At 33.3% G+C, this 16,527-nt stretch carries 10 protein-coding genes, 1 other RNA gene and 1 pseudogene; 3 read left to right on the top strand and 9 right to left on the bottom strand.

Annotation, left to right across the window (positions count from 1 at the left end; genetic code table 11):
• Positions 1-4 precede the first annotated feature (4 nt).
• From B0I10_RS04720 to B0I10_RS04690, 7 genes are all read right to left on the bottom strand, one after another.
• Positions 5-703: a carboxylesterase family protein gene (locus tag B0I10_RS04720; RefSeq protein WP_112085351.1), complete on the bottom strand. Its 699-nt coding sequence runs from the start codon at positions 701-703 to the stop codon at positions 5-7.
• 11 nt (positions 704-714) lie between these two features.
• Positions 715-2,100 carry a glucoamylase family protein gene (locus B0I10_RS04715; protein WP_112085350.1) on the bottom strand — a complete coding sequence of 462 codons (1,386 nt, stop codon included), beginning with the start codon at positions 2,098-2,100 and terminating at the stop codon, positions 715-717.
• An 83-nt stretch (positions 2,101-2,183) separates the two neighbouring features.
• The gene (locus B0I10_RS04710) at positions 2,184-3,101 is read right to left on the bottom strand and encodes a LamG-like jellyroll fold domain-containing protein (protein ID WP_112085349.1); all 918 of its coding nucleotides are present in this window, start codon (positions 3,099-3,101) and stop codon (positions 2,184-2,186) included.
• Positions 3,102-3,135: 34 nt separating this feature from the next.
• Positions 3,136-4,602 (bottom strand): RagB/SusD family nutrient uptake outer membrane protein, encoded by a 1,467-nt coding sequence (locus B0I10_RS04705; protein ID WP_112085348.1) that lies wholly within the window; start codon positions 4,600-4,602, stop codon positions 3,136-3,138.
• Between the two features lie 12 nt (positions 4,603-4,614).
• Positions 4,615-7,578, bottom strand: a complete 2,964-nt coding sequence (locus B0I10_RS04700) for a SusC/RagA family TonB-linked outer membrane protein (RefSeq protein WP_112085347.1) — start codon at positions 7,576-7,578, stop codon at positions 4,615-4,617.
• Between the two features lie 246 nt (positions 7,579-7,824).
• Positions 7,825-10,566: a helix-turn-helix and ligand-binding sensor domain-containing protein gene (locus B0I10_RS04695; RefSeq protein ID WP_112085346.1), complete on the bottom strand. Its 2,742-nt coding sequence runs from the start codon at positions 10,564-10,566 to the stop codon at positions 7,825-7,827.
• A gap of 67 nt (positions 10,567-10,633) precedes the next feature.
• Positions 10,634-11,851, bottom strand: a complete 1,218-nt coding sequence (locus B0I10_RS04690) for an NAD(P)-dependent oxidoreductase (RefSeq protein WP_112085345.1) — start codon at positions 11,849-11,851, stop codon at positions 10,634-10,636.
• A gap of 238 nt (positions 11,852-12,089) precedes the next feature.
• Here B0I10_RS04690 and ssrA point away from each other — a divergent pair.
• Positions 12,090-12,488: a transfer-messenger RNA gene (gene ssrA, locus B0I10_RS04685) on the top strand.
• A gap of 736 nt (positions 12,489-13,224) precedes the next feature.
• Here the strand turns inward: ssrA and B0I10_RS15895 are convergent.
• Positions 13,225-13,980, bottom strand: a pseudogene (locus B0I10_RS15895) (recombinase family protein); the annotation flags it as partial.
• Between the two features lie 234 nt (positions 13,981-14,214).
• Positions 14,215-15,129 carry a hypothetical protein gene (locus tag B0I10_RS04670; protein WP_112085344.1) on the bottom strand — a complete coding sequence of 305 codons (915 nt, stop codon included), beginning with the start codon at positions 15,127-15,129 and terminating at the stop codon, positions 14,215-14,217.
• Between the two features lie 84 nt (positions 15,130-15,213).
• Here B0I10_RS04670 and B0I10_RS04665 point away from each other — a divergent pair, with 84 nt between their 5' ends.
• A complete protein-coding gene (locus B0I10_RS04665; protein WP_112085343.1) occupies positions 15,214-15,654 on the top strand; it encodes a hypothetical protein in 441 nt (146 codons plus the stop codon).
• Positions 15,644-15,982 (top strand): hypothetical protein, encoded by a 339-nt coding sequence (locus B0I10_RS04660; RefSeq protein WP_112085342.1) that lies wholly within the window; start codon positions 15,644-15,646, stop codon positions 15,980-15,982. Before B0I10_RS04665 ends, B0I10_RS04660 begins: the two co-directional genes overlap by 11 nt.
• Positions 15,983-16,527 lie beyond the last annotated feature (545 nt).

The following is a 16,527-nucleotide window of genomic DNA, read 5'->3' as shown; positions in this document are numbered from 1 at the left end:
GAATTTATTTTTTTACTTGAGAAAAGAGCCAATCATAAATTTTTGAATCGTCGTAAACTCGCGACCAACTGTCGTGATTAGCGTCATCAAAAATGGTTAATTCAATGTCTTTACTGCAAGGTTTTAGTTTTTTATAAATTTGTATGGAATACTGAACATCCACCACATCATCCAATAATCCATGAAAAATTCGGGTTGGGATATTGGCAATTTTGCAGTTTTCTATCATGGGCACACGATCAACAAATCCGCAAATAGGCACTAAAGCAGCGAAAGTTTCGGGATAAGCAAAAGCGAGATTCCAAGCTCCCCACGCTCCCATACTTAATCCGGTGAGGTAAATTCGGTTGGCATCAATAGTATTCTCTTTGATGACTTTTTGGATGAGTTGATGCAACGATTCTGATTCCCAATATTCCTCTTGCGGACATTGCGGAGCCAAAATAAACGCATCTAATTTTTTGTTTTTTATATAATTTAAAGGTCCGTGAATTTTTACTTTTTCTAAATCATTTCCTTTTTCACCGGAGCCGTGAAGAAAAATGATGAGTGGTTTTTTTATTTTAGTATTTTCAGGTTTTTGAAGAATGTATCCATATGATACTGGTCTTTTAATTTCGGTAGAAAAACTTCCTTTAGATTCTTGTGCATAAAATTCAAAAGAAAAAATTACTACTAAAATAAAAAAAAGTGCATTTTTCATATGATAAAAGTTTAAAACCCGTGTTGACTAGATGAAAATCCTAAGTTTTGAAGTCCTGTTTGTACTTCCGGTGCTTGCATGAACAAATTCCATAAAAATCCGGTTCTGTAATTTTCAATCATAGGTACAATTGTTCCTTGATCGATGGCTAAATAGCGTTTAGTTACCCAGTTATGATGGGGCGAAAACGCGTCATACGGTCCGGCGATGCCAATCAGGCGGTCTTTCCATTCCGGGTTTTCATAAAAATACCGCAAGGCCTTCATCGATTCAACCGGTGTATATGGAAAAGAAGATAAAGCTGCTGTTGGTGTAATTACGCCTCTATCGTTCCCTGGTTTATGATCAGTGTAGCCTACACTTCCATTGTTATTTCGGGTATAACTTGCGGTTAATCCCCAACATTCATCGCTATATCCATTCCAATTGTTCGGATTGGCTACCGAATACGCATGCATGATTTTAGCATGATTTTGAGTGAGTTCCCAATAATTAGCATATTGATCGGTTAATCCTCTTGGATCAAGACCTAAATAGGAATAATGCGACCAAAACATTGGGCCAACATTTCCGGTGGCACCATTATAATTAAAAACTACCGGGATGTTGTAACGCATTCCGGGATGGGTAATGTTTCCATTTCTTGCCCAAGCTTGGTGATAGGCTTGTGCCGGAATTGGATGAGTTGGCGAGGCTGCTCCCATCACATAAGTAATCAAACATTCATTGTAACCTTCCAATTTAAAATTCAACTGCCATTCATAATTGGGCGACCAATGCCAATACAATGCATTTTCACCTTTGGTATACCAATTCCATTCGACACCTTTCCACAATTCATCTGCTTGTAAAGCAAGAGCTTGTTCTTCGGGAGTTCCATTTTTAAAATATTCGCGAACACAAATAAGGGCCTGACAAACGAAGGATGTTTCTACTAAATCGCCACCATTGTCAATTGTTCCAAAAGGTACAACATTTCCGTTGGTACCATCAATCCAATGGCTCCAAGCACCATGAAATCGGTCGGCATTTTCAAGAAAATTTAATCCGGTTTGCAAACGACCTACTGCTTCTGCACGCGAAACAAAACCTCTTTCTATTCCCACTAAAATGGTCATCAAACCAAAGCCTGAGCCTCCGGAAGCAACTAAATTGGCATCCACAAAACTTTCATCTACATGATACCGTTCTCGTGCTAATTTAGAATTGGTTTCGGCATAGTTCCAAAAATATTTGAAAGCATCTCGTTGAGCCAAATCCAAAATTTGTTGATCAGACATAGGCGGATCAAGAACCACATCATCTTCTTGAACAACGACGTCGTCAGTGGTCTTTGAACACGAACATGAAATGATAAAAAATTGAAAAACAAAGAGTATCCTAAGTAGATTTTGCATGAAATTGTGGTATTTAAACGTAAAATGATTGTAAAAAAAACCTAACAGAAAAAATTCTGCTAGGTTTTAAGAATGAAAACAAATTATCTTCCTGCTTTTTCAAGCTGATAAAGAGCATTAACGTCAGCTGATGATAAAGCTTTTTTCCACACTCTAATTTCATCAACATTACCAGTCATCGGTTTATTCCATGAATCGGACGTGGTGGCAACAGTTCCAAAAGCACCAATGTATGGTGTTACAGGTGTGTCAAAAACAATAGAAGAATTATCTCCTCTAACTTCAAAAGCTGGATTAGAAGACTTTACACCATTGATATAAATAATAAATTTGTTCGTTGCTCCGTCCCATGTTGCAACATAGTGTGCCCAAGTACTTCCGGTTGCAACTGGATTTGCAACATGTTTTCCTGGATTTGTAATATTATCTTCAATCATCCAAGGCTCTAAACGAAATAAATTTTCGTAAGCTTGTCCTCCAGAAGCTGTAGTTCTAAAACCTGCTTTAACTACAATAGTGTCGTTAACAGCACCAGTTAATTCTACTGCTGGTCTTTGACCTGTTTCTGCATAGAAATTTAGATTACCTTCCCATTCGCCTGGTCTTGCTAAAGATAAAAATACCGAAACTGAACCCGACTCTGGCGTTTGATTATTCTTAATATTAGCCCAAGTACTAATAGTATATGCATTCATGTCAGATGAAAGATTAGTAATTGATGGAAATTGTAAATATCCGTTTGTCAATTTTAAACCTTGGCCTTTTGCACCAACTTCATAACTAGCTCCTACTGTGTTTGAAGGTGCGGTATTCGATAATCTCTCAATACCATTTCCTTCCAAAGGCCAGTGTGCAACTAAATCTGTAGCACCAATTTCATTCGAATTGTTGTAACCGCCGATTGGTGGCAAAGACGCTGCATCATCATCACCACAACTAATAATTGCTGTACTAATACATACTAAAGCAATTGATTTTAAAAAAAATTTGTTTGTTTTCATAAGTGTAAAAATTTAAATATTTAAGGTTAATTAATTAATATCCTGGGTTTTGCATCAACAATCCACCACTCACAATGATTTGATCTTGTGGAATTGGAAACAATTCATGTGTTCCAACAAGGAATGTTTTGCCGTTAGCAGCCATGGCGGATTGAGCCTGACCTGTTCTAACGATGTCAAACCAACGGTCATGTTCCATGGCCATTTCTAGTCTTCTTTCTTTCCATACATCCTGGATAGTCATAGACGTTAAATCCGCTAATCCGGCTCTAAAACGCAATTGATTGATGCGGCTTAATGCTTCTGAAGTCATCCCTAATTGATATCCTGCTTCTGCTCTGATTAATAGAATATCACTGTATTTTAAAATTCGCAGGTTTTTTGCCGTTTCGCCTAAATTTCCATTCCATTGTTCTAAAATACTGCTTTGGTAAGCTTTGTAATTATACCTTGGATTGTTCCAATTTGATCCGCCTTGAAAACCATCCCAAAGTTGAAAGGGTGTCGATTGAACAAATAGAATCGTTGCCTCTCTGCGTAAATCGCCAGGTTCATAGGCATTTGATAATGCTAATGTTGGTGTATTAAACCCCCAGCCTAAATCGGGTGTTCCGCGTGGTCCTTGAACGTTGGTATAATCTCGGATTCCGTTGTTTAAACTCGCTTGTATTTCATAAATTGATTCGGACGAATTTTCGCCCACTTCTCTCCAAACATTGGCATAACTAGGTAAAAGTCCGTATTGTCCGGACGAAATTACGTCTCCGGAAGCATCATAAGCCAGTTGCCATTTTTCTTGGTACAAATAGGCTTTTGCTAAAAGTGCTTGTGCGGCACCCTTTGTGGCACGACCTAAATTTTCACCTGAATACTGACTTTTTAATGGTAAAAATTCGATGGCATCAAGTAAATCAGCTTCAATTTGAGCATATGTTTCTTGTTTTGATTTTCTTGTATAGACGACACTATTGATCAGTTCTGCATTGTTGATATCTATTTTAGAAGTGACAAGAGGCACACCTCCAAAACACCTAACCAGATCAAAGTAAAAAAGAGCTCTTAAGAATTTAACTTCTGCAATTAATCTATTTTTTAAAGCACTATCAATGGTTAATTGTTCAAGGTAAAATAGAGCATTATTAGTTCTGTAAATTCCTTCGTACCGACCATTCCAAACATCACTAAATGAGATATCAGAAGCACCAAATGTCAAATTATCCATTTTGTGTTTGTCCGATCCTGTATCACTGGGTGTAGAACCCTTGTCTGCATCATCGGAAGTAATACTGGTCATCCCGATCCACGAGAACGAATACATATTAAAATCCAATTGTTTATTATATACTCCATTCACCAGTTGAACGGCATTATCCGGATTATTCAGAAAATCAAATTCTGTCACAGCATCTCTTAGTTCTACATCTAAATCATCTTCACAAGAAGACAGTAGAAAAAAACATGATGCAATAAAAAATAATTTAAAATTTATGTTTGTTTTCATAGTGTTTTTTTTTTAGAAGCTAACGTTTAAACCAATTAGAAATGACTTATTTGTAGGATAAGCATCTAACTCAATTCCGGCATTTCCGAGCGGATCGGCATTATTATTTCCTGCTATTTCCGGTGAAAAACCAGAATATTTTGTAAAAATAAATGGGTTTATTGCCGTTACATATAACCTAACTTTATCAATTTTTTCGTAAAATTTGGGGAAAGTATAGCCTAAGGTAATATTGTTAATTCTTAAATAATCCCCATCTTCAACATAATAGGTTGATGCCACGGGCACATCATTAAATGGTCTTGGATTAGTAGCATTTGGAGTTGATGGTGTCCAAAAGCTATTTAAAACATCAAACTCCACATTCTCTCCGCCAAAACGTTGGGCTTTTTTTCCGTTGTAAATTTTGTTCCCTCCAACACCATATAAATCGGTTGAAAAATCAAAGTTTTTAAAATACAAATTGAAATTTAATCCATACGTATAAGTGGGGATATAAGAGCCTGCATTAACACGTTCTTCGCTGTAAGTAAAGGCACCATCGCTATCAAGACCAGTAACTTCAAACACATAGAAGCTCCCTAATGGTTGACCTACAAGAACTTGCTTTGTAAATTGACCATTTCCTAAACCACCACCAATAAAATCGGCAAAATTGGCACTATTTACTTTGGTTAACTCATTATTATTGTTTGAAAAGTTTGCCCCTATTGAATAACGCCAATTGTCATTGATTTTATCCAACCATCTCAGCGACATTTCAACTCCTTTATTTACAACTGTACCGGTGTTTAAAGTAACTCGACCCGGTGATAAAACACGTGGTAGAACAACTGGTAAAATCGCATTTTCAGTGTTTCTGACGTAATAATCAACTGTACCGGTAAGCCGATTGCTAAAGAGTCCGAAATCAAATCCTACGTTTACCTCTTTCATCGTTTCCCAAGTTAGGTTAGGATCAACTTCATATTGGTTGGCAGCACCAGGATTAATTTGAGGGTTTTCCCCAAAACTATAGTTAAAACCAGACGGGAAATTAATGTAATTTAAAGAATTTAGCGTGTTTCCATTTCCTACTTCACCGTAACCGATTCTGACTTTAAACGACTCAATGACTTTTTGTTTCTTGAAAAATTCTTCTTCACTTACTATCCATCCCGCGGAAACCGCAGGAAAGTTACCCCATTGTTTTCCTTTTTGGAAAGAACTGATACCTTCTCTTCGCAGTAATGCTGAAAATAAATATTTTCCTTTGAATTCGTATTCCGCTCTGGCAAAATAAGCAATAGAAACTACAGGAGTTGAAATCAAGTTGGAAACCACAGAACCAGGCGCTATTAGATCATTATTTGTTGAAAGATTCAAAGACCAATAATTGGATTGTTCAGGCACGTCTAAACGGGTTGCATTTAAAAACTCAAATATACCTCTAGTGGAACGCGACATCCCTGCAACTGCTGTAACATTGTGCTCTCCAAAGATTTTTTTATACGTTACAAAATTATCCCAGTTCCATTCGTAGGAATCAGATCTACGTTGATTTAATACATTTATCGGACTGTTCTCGGGATAATCTTCCGCATTTTGTGTTGGATTTTGAGAAAGCCAAATTTCTCTGCTGGCTACATAGGAATATCCTTTTGCAAAATCAACAGTAGCACCAAAACTTGAATTAAATTTTAAGTCATCTAAAATTTTCAACTCAGCTCCAATTGCTCCTGATACTAAAAAGTTTTTATTCTTTTCGTTGGCGTAAAATAATTGAGCTACCGGGTTTGCCACATTGTTATATCTAATACCGTCAATATCATTTAAACCATCTTCGTTTATAAAAGGATTACCCCACCGACCATTCGGATACCTTACCGGCATAATGGGAGCTTGTTTGTACGCATTGCTGAACGCACTCAATGGCTTGGGCGTATTTTTTACTATGGACATATTGATGGACTGGTTAATTTTTAATCTGCCATCAAATAATTTAAAATCATTTCTTGAATTAATGTTGGTTCGTTGAAATTCTGTACCGTTTAAAATACCTTCATCCTGAAAATTTGTAATTCCTAGATAATAATTAGCTGTTTCATTTCCGCCTGAGAGCGAAATAAAATTACTTAAGACGGTGCCTGTGGAAGTTATCTCATCTAACCAATTTGTATTAATAGGCTGTTGATTGAGGTTAAAGAAATCGGTTGAACCTAGAGCAACGTTGTTATAAAAAGAATAACGCAGCGCATCAGCCATTTTCACTTCTCGTTGAATAAAACGTTGACCATAATAGGAGTCGTAAGTCACTTTAATTTTTCCTTGTTTCCCTTTTTTGGTTGTAATAATAATCACTCCATTCGACCCTTTTTGACCATAAATTGCCTGGGAAGACGCGTCTTTTAAAATATCCATTGACGCTATTTCATTTGGACTTAATCCGTTGAGACTTCTCGATTCAATTCCGTCAATAATATATAAAGGATCTCTTCCTCCTAATAAAGTCCCTAAACCTCTAATCCGGATCGATGGATTAGCACCAGGCTCATCATTAGTAACAATATTTACTCCTGCCATTTTTCCTTGGACGGACTGAATAGCCGATTGAGCGGGGGTTTTTAGTATTTCTTCCGACTTAATTTGTGAGACAGAACCTGTAATCGAACCCAATCGTTTGGTACCAAAACCAATCAATACCACTTCATCTAAATTTTGCTTGTTGTCATTTTTTAAAACAACAGCCATGTTTTGGGATGCTTTCATTGTCAATTTTTCAAAACTTAACATTGAAAACTGAATCTCATCCCCTTCGTTTGCGTTGATTTGAAAATTGCCGTCAAAATCAGTTACTGAATTTTCTTGCGTTCCAATTACCAAAACAATAACATCCGGTATTGGCATTCCCGTTTGATCCGTTACTTTGCCTTTGACTACTTGTGCTGAGACTACACTTACTGACAAAATCGCGAGTAACATTAAAAATTTAGTCATTTTAGTTCATTTAATTAGTGAAGTAAATATACGAACTAAAACGTTATAGTGAACTCGATAAAAATACTACAACAACACATCAAATATGCTTAAAATAATTTTTAAATGCTCTAAATCAATATCTTATACTAAAACTAAAGAAATATCTATACATCAACAAAAATTTAATTGATGTAGTAGTGATGAGTCTATTATTTTTTAAAAAGAAGTAAAAAAATTAGTAGAAATCTATTTTTAAGGAAGTTTTTATAAATTAAGCATAAACTTAGAAAGACTTTCATCTGGATTTAATTGAATTTTTTTTCGTAGTCGATAACGGTGTAATTCCACGCCACGATAAGAAATATTCATTAAAGGAGCAATTTCTTTTGATGATAAATTCATTCGCAAGTAAATGGATAGCTTAATATCTTTTGAAGTTAACTCAGGATAAGTGTTGGTTAATTTTTGAACAAATTCTTCGTGACTCTGAATAAGATTTTTTTCAAAATTTTCCCATTCCCGTTGATTAATGGCATTCGATTTAATGGCTTTCTTAATCTTTGTTTTGACCGTATTAATATTCTTCTCTTCCTCTAAAATACGTTGAATACTTTCAATCATTTCCGATTGTTTGGCTATAGATAATGATTTTCCGGCAACTTCAGAAGCTTTTGATTGCACCTGCATTTCCAAAATATGTTTTTCATAATCTTGAAGTTTGAGTTTATTTTCTGCTTCCATTTCAAGTTCCATAATTTCACGGTGGTGTTTAAGCTCTTCTTCTTTTAACTTTATTTTTTCTTGGTAACGAATTTTATTCCATCGGTAATATAAAAATAAAATTCCTCCAACTAAAGTAAAATAAAGAAGTACCATCCAAAATGATAAGTACCACGGTTTTAAAACTGTAAAAGTAAACTCGTCTGTTTTAATAAATTCAAATCCGTTTGTAAAATAGACTTCAATACGATTTTTTCCGCTTGCTAAATTATTTAAAATCAGTTTACCATCTGGTAAGGGTATTATATCTTGATTGTTTAGTTTATAAAAAAGTGTCGATTTTTTGTTTCCAAAATATTCAGAAACAAAATGCAAGTTTAAACTTTGATTATTCGGAATTCTTGCCTCATTAGTCAAAATTTTGCCTTTCAAATATGCTTCTATTTCAACTTTTTGGTTGGTAAAATCATTTTTACTCGATTCAAATTGTAAAAATCCATCATCAAGGTTAATTAAATATTGATTATTGAATTTAAAAATTTTTGTCTCCTGATTGATGATTTTTCCTTCGTAATATTTTTTTGGAATTAGCTTCCAAGAAAATTTATCCTTTGATTGATTGATAATATAGAACAAGCCTTCTTTTATAATTGCAAAACTCGAATCGTCTATTGGAATTACTTCGTTGATATTTCTGAAATTCTGATTGAATAAATCATACTTTTTAAGTACATCTGTAACGCTATCCAGATAATACCATTCTGAATTTATATAGTATAAAACATCATTTTTGTATTTAAATATTTTAACCCCAAAATCATTTTTAATACTATTTTTTTGGGTTAGATTGAGATAGGATTTAAGTTCCAGATTGTCATCGTAGTTTATTTTAAATAGTCCACGATAACTATCTGATGCAATAATTTCATTTTGTCCGGTTTGAACAAAATCTTTAATTGGTCTGTAAACAGTATTAAGTCGCTTGTGTTTTGACAAATCATTTTTATCGTCAAAAAAAGCTAATCCAATGTAGTTAGATTGGATGTACCGGTCTTGGTAATTATCCTTTTTTAATTGCCACCCGCCGGTTAAAGAATTTACTTTTCGATATGATTTAAAATCATATAAAAAAGTACCGTCGTTATGCCCAATAACAAAAGTACCATCTATTGCGGCGACATTCCACACTTGTCCTTGCGAATTAGGAATGATGTTCAACGCTTTATTTTCATATGTAAAAACACCGTGATTTGACCCTAGTAAATAACCTTTTGGAGTTGATGCAATAGAGTAGACCGTTCCTAATTCCCCGGTATTATCAGAAAAAATCCGAAAAGGTGAATTGATTTCAATGTGCGAAATACCATTATCTAACCCTAACCAAATATCATTTTCTTTATCAACTGCAATACTCAAAACAGAATTATTGTACAGACGATTATTACGATTGATGTTTATATATTCTCCCGAATCAATTTGAATGATGTAAACACCTTTGGAAGCCGTCCCAATAATCAATTTATCCTTTTGATAAAATTTAGCGGTAATGATCACTTCCGATTTTAAAGCATCATTTATGGGATGATTCCATGCTTGCAGCACTTCATTTTTTTCGACAAAAACGCCATTCTTCTGTGTGAAAATAAAAATTTCATCGCTATTTTTGTCAATGGAATGAACCACATTGTTTGCAATGACGCCCCATTTTTCAATGTAGGTAAAATCTTTGCCATTGAACAAGTAAATTCCCTTATTGACAGAAGCTACATAAATTTTTGAATCAATGACAAAACAATAGGAAATTAAAAATGGAACTGCTACTCGTTTAATGCTTTTCTCATTATAAATAAAAATTTCATTAAACGATTGAAAATAAATAGCTCCATTAATCTCAAAAATCTTCCAAATTTCTTCGTTTTTGGAAGAATCTTTAAAAAAATCTTTATCCTTAGAAATAGAATAATAACGCATGACTCCATTTTCTCGAATCCAATAACCAAATTCGTTATAGGAACCACAATAAATCTTTTCCTGATAGGCAAAAACGGAGCGAATTACAGTTTTATTAGGTAATGCATAACGCTCCCATTTAACTCCATTGTAACGAAAAAAATAATGATTATTAGCAAAATACATCGCGTTATCGCCTCCTTGCGTCAAACTCCAAACCTGGTTGTCGCCGTTATAATTTGATTTGGTGAAATTTTCTACAAACGGAAGTAATTCCTGAGAAAATAGATTCAAAGAAAATAAAAGAAAAAATAAAAACTGAAATCTCAATTTCATGCAGATAGATATAATTTCTCAAATGTAAAAAACAAATTGGACTTAAGCACTACATGCAATAACGAACCTATTTTGCGGTAGATAAATTTTCATCCACATAGGCTTGCAAATAAGCAAATCGGGGTGTTAATTTTCCGTTTTCAGTAATTTTGGCTCGTTGCAAAATGCCATCTTTATCCCCATTAAAAAAAGCCGGAATCACATGTTGCATAAACATTTCGCCAAAACCTTCGCTGGCATCTTTGGGTAACTCACAAGGCAAATTATCGACACTCATGACCATAATGGAGCCCGGATGTGTATAGGCAACTTCTTTGTTTTCAAAAGGTAGATAACCAAAAAATGGATCTGCAATTGTAGATGCTTTTATGGTACAAGCAATTGGACCGTCTACATCACACGAGATATCTGCAACCACTTTAATTTTGCAGTCTTTTGCTTTGAGCATTTCCTGCGTTAAAATGTAGGGAGAATCATTTCCATAAAAATGTCCGGTAATAAAAACATCGGAAACTTTGGTGAAACGCTCAAAATCGGAAACGTATTCTATAGGATTTTTATAAAAGTCTTGATTGTCTACTTGTTTACCGTCTTTTCGCTTATTGTAATCTAACACATCTATTTGGACATAAACCGGTTCTGAATATTTTTTAGTCAGAAAATTGTCAACAGAAACTTCTTTCATTTTTATTCCGTCTAAAATTTCTTTTGCACCCATTCCGACTTTTCCTTTTCCGGTAAGAACAATTTTGAGGGGTGGTAAAACCTGCCTTTTTAGTTTGGAAATTAACTCTTCTTTACCTTTCAACGTCTCTGCTTTTGGTATATTAAAAAGCTCATATTTAATTCCAAACCCTCGAAAAGCATTGTAAGCTCCTACGATTCCGGCATAGCGACCAAAGCCAATTAAACGACGATTGTGAGAATCTACAATGGTTTCATGATCATACAATTCAATCTTTTTTTCTAAGATCGCTTGTAATAATTTCCGATTATACACTTGCTTCTTAATTGTATGAGAAAAGAAAAAATACTTTTTATTAGGAATTAATGCGTCCACAGGAACTTCTTTCACACCGATTAGCACATCACAATCTGACAAATCTTCCGTCACTTCAATTCCTTTTGCAAGATAATCCGCATCGGGAAAAACCCTAATAGTTGAAGATTCAACTTTTATTTTCGCTTCCGGAAATTGTTGTTGTAATCTAACCAATTCCTCGGGTGTAAAAACTACTCTTCTGTCAGGTGGATTTTTGCGTTCTTTGATGATTCCGAATGTCATTTGTGATATTTTTATAGTAAATCTCTAAAATTGTTTCAAATATAACATTATTGGTTTGTACAGACAAGTTTTATTTATGACAATTTTAATTGTATATTTGTGGTCTGGTTTTTGAATACAGTTACGAGTTACGAGTTACGAGTTACGAGTTACGAGTTACGAGTTACGGATAACGGATAACAGATAACAGATAACAGACAACTGATAACAGACAACTGATAACAGAAAACAGAAAAATGGGGTCGACCGGTTTTGACAGCGGGTGGAACTAAACGGTAAGCACGTCGAGCATTGGACATTTGGCTCGTAAATATCAAGGTTCACAACTTATAAACGGCGAAAATAATTACGCTTTAGCTGCTTAATCTGAATTATAGTAAGATTTGCCTTGTTCCTACTAGGTAGGAAAGCTGGATTCTCCTCAAAAGCCTTGGTTTGTGGCGTTTGATCAAGGAGAACTGTAAAAATAAACCTAGGACGGGTAAAGCTTTAAATCCCTTCTGACAACTATAAAGCTAAGCAAGAAGTGGCTGCCTTTGGCCTTGCTTTTTGTCGAAAACCCAATCAGAGGATAAACGCGTAGAAAGCTCTTTGGTTGCTTGTTTGGACGAGAGTTCGATTCTCTCCGACTCCACTAAAGTGGACAACTCGATTTTTTTCGATAATTGTCCACTTTTTTTATTTTGTAAATCACTATCAATCAATAACATATACCTCAAAACATCGTTGATTCTAGAAGTTCGACATTTTTTTCCATCAAATTCAAATTTTTCAGGGAATATCGAACTAATTAATTGTTGTTTATCCCTAATTGCTGAGTTAGCATAATGAATCTTTAGATTTGACAAGGCAACTACTCCATTTTTCAGCCAATTTAAATAATCACTATCCATCTTTTTAATTTGATTGATTTCATCTGTAAGACTAAACTTTTGCGCAGTATATCTGGCCATTGTATCACTATAATGGTTATGTTCAATTTTACCGTCGATAAATAAATCTTGTAATTTTTCAATACGTGCTAAAACATCATTTAAAGTTTTGTCTAATTGAGTATGCTTTAATTTGGAATCTTTTGCATCAGCCGATAATAAATCTTTCACCATCAACTGATAAATTTCTTTTGCTTCATTTGTAAAAGTAAAATCAGCAAGGATACTTTCAAATGTTTGATTAACCAAATCCATCGGATATCGTTCTTTAGCACAGTAATTACAATGATAATAGAAATAATGATTTCCCGTAGCGCTTTTGGAGCGACTTCCAGTTAATTTTTCGCCACATTGAGAGCATGATAACATACCTCTTAAAGGTAATTCTTCTCTCAATGATTTATAGACTGGAAGTTTTCTAATTTTATTATTGTTTGACAACACTTGTTGCACCTGAAAATACAAATTTTCAGATATAATTCCTTCGTGAATTCCATCAATAATCATCATGGGTTCCTCTTCGCTTTTTGGTACGATTATTTTACCCATGTAAATTGGATTCCGTAACAATTTCGATAAATTACTTCTACTTATCTTAATTCCTTTCTTATAAATTTCGGTTCTTAGCTCACTTTGCAATTTACCGATAGCTATTTGCTCAAAAATATACTTAATATGATGTGCAATAGTAGAGGGAACAATTATAGGCTTATTGTTTTGGTCTCTTAAATTTTTGTATCCTATCGGTGCTATTCTGCACCATCGACCCGCTTTTAATGAGCCTCTTATTCCACCTCTTATCTTAATCGACCTCCTATCATTATCAATTTCTGGAATAGCAAGGAAAATAGCCAGCATAGCTTTATTTTCAGGAATACTCATATCGATTGGCTGCTCAACGGCTTGTACTTTTACACCATACTTTTCAAGGGTTCTTAACATAACTAAAGAATCTGTTAAGTTTCTGGAAAATCTGTCCCATGACGTAATCAATAACAAATCAACTTCCTCTTTATTCTTTTTTACAAATTGCAAAAATTTTTGAAATTCTGGCCTATTAAAGTTTTTGGCAGAATGGTCCTCCTTATACTGCTTAACTATTGAAATATTATTTCTATTGCAATACCTAATAAGTTGTTCAAGCTGGACATCTAAGCTATAGCCTTTAGCTTGTTCATCGGTGCTTACCCTGCACATAATTACCGCTCTCTTCATAACTAAATCGAATTTTTATAATTACTAACTGTCTGTTTAGCAACTAGTGCTAAAAACTCCAAAATTTTTTCAATTTGTTCATCAGTTAGTTCAGGATTTTTTTTAATTAAAATTTTTTTATATTTTTCACACTCTACCACATTTTATGTAATGTGCTTAACTTTCGGCATATCCGATAAGCTTACTATGAAACGTATGATCTGAGTTATTCAGTATCTATAATTTTAGTTTTTGTGTATTTTCAAAATTAACAATTTTACCGTCAACCGTATCAATAGAAATAGTTTGATAATCTCCTTTCTTGATATGCTCTAAAAGTCTACTTTCTAATTTTACTTTCTTTATGGAGGTAACTTCAATCATATCCATTTGATTATTTTTAAACCTTATTTTGACACTTTTTATATCGTTATACCCTTTTCTAATCTGCTTCAATAATTTATGCTCATTTTTAGTTAGTATAGAAATAGTTCTTTCTTCAAAAGAAGTTTCACCATCAACTAAAAATTTAGATATAATATCACTCAAAGAAACACTTAAAAAAGTTTTTGACAATAGCTCTATAAGAATCCCAGACTTATCAATTAGATCAAAACCTCTAAATACTTCTTTTGAAATAGGGCGGCAAAATCCAGGCATTTCTTTACAAAAGAGGATAGACCATTTTTCAGCACTTATGATAGCCTTTGCCATAATAGTTTCAAAAATACTAATCCCTATGTTCAAGTTTTCATCGTAGTCTGAATCTGAAATCGCATTTAATTTTTCAAGAGCTTCAGAACCAAGTTGCTGACTTATATTTTGGCCATCAATCTTACTTGCCTCAATAATTTGCTCGGCCGCAATTTGCTTAAATAGTTCGGTTTTATAGGTTAGTATTTCATCATAATTAAATCCATATTGTCTTAACTGTTGTATGATTTTAACCCAAGTATATTCGATATAGTTTAATTTCTTCCAATCACCCTTGTCAGAATCTCCTCCTATGGATAATAAATTTGAACGTTCCCAGTTAACTAAATCCGAATAAACAATATCTAATTCTGTTTTCAAAAAAACACGTTCTCTAAGTAAGTCAAATAATACTTCAGCGGCATTTGGGTTATTAGCAAAACTTTTGTTGGAAATCATTTTAAATTTTTTATCAAATATACATAAAGTTTGTATTGTAACAAACTTTTTTATAATTTTGTTAATTAAAAAAATTAAAATTACATGGGAAAAGAAAACTATAAATTAAACAAGAGGATTTCAAATAGACGATATCCTTTACGTAAATGCAAAAAACCGGAGTGTAAAGAAGATTTTGTGCCTTCAGATTCTAGGCAAATTTACTGTTGTGAACAGCATCGTATTGACTTTAATAACGATAAGAGAAAACTAAAAGAAGCAATTAATATTTTCTTTTTAAAAAGTGCTAATAGCAATAGAGCTATTTTAAAAAAAATTAAAACAAGTGCTTTTTACAAAAAACATGGATACGCTTATAAGTTTTTACTAGATTATGAAGGTTATGATTTTACTATATATCACTGCATTATAATTAACAAAAAAACAGGGAGAGAAGTTCAAGTTTGCTTTGACTATACTCTTGAATTAATAGATGCAGTAGAAGAATTTTTTTCAATTAATAATACATTAGATTATGACTTATAGAGTACCAACCTTTCAAGAATCATTTCCTTTATCTCACAAAATAGATTTGCTAAATCAGCAATCGGAATATTTTGTAAACAAGTCACTATCTTCAGGTGGCCTGACTGAAGGTCTAAAAGGAATACCAACAACTATTCCGGGTAAGGAAATACTAAATAATGAAATTCCTAAAGGAAAAATTGCAGAATCACTAATTAGAAACTATATTAAAAACAACTGGAAAGTAATGCTAACTTGTGCGATTGTAGGAGGAACATTAATTTATATACTAAACAAAATTGACGAAGGAAACCGAAAAAAAAAACTAGAAAATAATTTTTTTTTCTAAAGCTAAAAAATTCAATACACTTCAATTTGTGTCAATACAGGTCTATCCTTGTCAATATATATACTTACAAATCAATACAAATCAATACGTAATTATCTATTCTATTTATTTTGATTTCAGTAATTCATTTGCTAAAATTCAACTTGGAAAATTAAAAATATATTATAAATGTGATTATAATTCATTAAATAGTTTAAATGAAACTGCAAAAAAAAGTAATTTCATTTTAAAAGAATATACTTGTGAAGATGATGAGAATATTAATATTTTACTTGGTGTTATTGTTCTGTGTCTATTCTCAATTGTAATAATTAGAATTTACAAAAAATTAAATCTTAAATTGCATATCCTTAAAAATACTATGCTTGAAAAAAGTGTCTATTTATCAAACAAATACAACCCAAAATTGGTTAGATTGGCGCTATTTTTTCGCATATATATACAAGTTACCAGCAAACGTCCGCAAGCGGAAATCGACACTATTAGTTACTTCCAAAAAAAATAAAATCTTTTGAAGTAAATGACAATCATTTGAAGTATTTTTG

Source organism: Flavobacterium lacus, from assembly GCF_003268815.1.
Lineage (GTDB): Bacteria > Bacteroidota > Bacteroidia > Flavobacteriales > Flavobacteriaceae > Flavobacterium > Flavobacterium lacus.
Note: the sequence above shows the minus strand (reverse complement) of the source record. Positions and strands in the feature narration are given on the sequence as shown.